The following is a 1,298-nucleotide window of genomic DNA, read 5'->3' on the forward strand; positions in this document are numbered from 1 at the left end:
CTGCCGCAACCGGCACTGTCCGAAGTGCCAGGGCGCGGCCGCGCGGACATGGCTTGCCGAGCGGGAGGCCGACCTGCTGCCGGTCGGCTACTTCCACGTCGTGTTCACGCTGCCGGCCGAGGTCGCCGACATCGCCTTCCACAACAAGGCGCTGGTCTACGACCTGCTGTTCAAGGCGGCATCGGAGACGATGCTGACGATCGCGGCCGATCCCAGGCATCTCGGCGCGCGCATCGGCATCACCGCCGTGCTCCACACATGGGGATCGGCGATGACCCACCATCCCCATGTCCACATGATCGTGCCGGGCGGCGGCATCGCGCCGGACGGGAGCCGCTGGATATCGTCGCGGCCGGCCTTCCTGCTCCCGGTCAGGGTACTCGGCAAGTTGTTTCGCCGCCTGTTCCTCACCCGGCTGATCGCCCTCCACGACGCCGGCCAGCTCGCCTTCTTCGGCACCCTTGCTCGTCTCGTCGAGCGGCAGGCCTTCCTGCGGCACCTGTCGCCGATCCGGAACAAGCGCTGGGTGGTCTACGCCAAGGCGCCCTTCGCCGGGCCGGAAGCGGTGCTCGCCTATCTGTCGCGCTACACGCACCGGGTCGCCATCTCGAACCGACGCATCATCCGCCTCGACGAGAGCGACGTCACCTTCCGCTACAAGGACTATCGTCTCAACGGCGCGGACCGCCAGCAGGCCATGACGCTCGCGACCGACGAGTTCATCCGCCGATTCCTGCTCCATGTCCTGCCGCGTGGCTTCCATCGCATCCGCCATTACGGCTTGCTCGCCAGCTCCGCCCGCAAGGCCAGCCTCGCACTCGCGCGCGAACTGCTCGCGACCGCGCCTCCCGCCACGAACGATCCATCGGCCGAACCGGACGACTTCCGCCCGCCGTGCCCATGCTGCGGCGGACGCATGATCGTCATCGAGGTGTTCGAACGGTGGAGGCAGCCGCGCGGACCGCCAGGCAAAACGGCGACGAACCGGGAGAACGCCCCATGACCCGGCATGGCGAAGTCCAGCCTTCAGCCACAGGCACTCAGCCTCCGGCAACGAACCCACGCGCGTCCATGGTGACCATCGGCGTCGACAGGGCTGCGTCCGACCGCGCACCGAGCCGACGATGCCGCATGGCCGGAAGACAAGGCGGTCCGTGTGCATCAATCCCGCCGCTTCCCGGCGGCGGTCGCACCATCCCCGACACCAGCCGAAAATCGAAATCTCCATAGCCATCGGCCGTGGCCCGCGGGTTCCTTCCTCGGGGACTTTCGTACGCCTGCCGGCGCCCGAAACTCTT

The 1,298-nt window shown here is 68.2% G+C and carries 1 protein-coding gene; it reads left to right on the top strand.

Features of this window, described 5'->3' with window-relative positions:
* Positions 1–1,003: IS91 family transposase (locus tag AC0L3I_RS36830; protein ID WP_473530217.1), on the top strand; the 1,003-nt coding region annotated here is incomplete at its 5' end.
* Positions 1,004–1,298 lie beyond the last annotated feature (295 nt).

It is taken from the genome of Mesorhizobium sp. WSM4840, assembly GCF_055811755.1.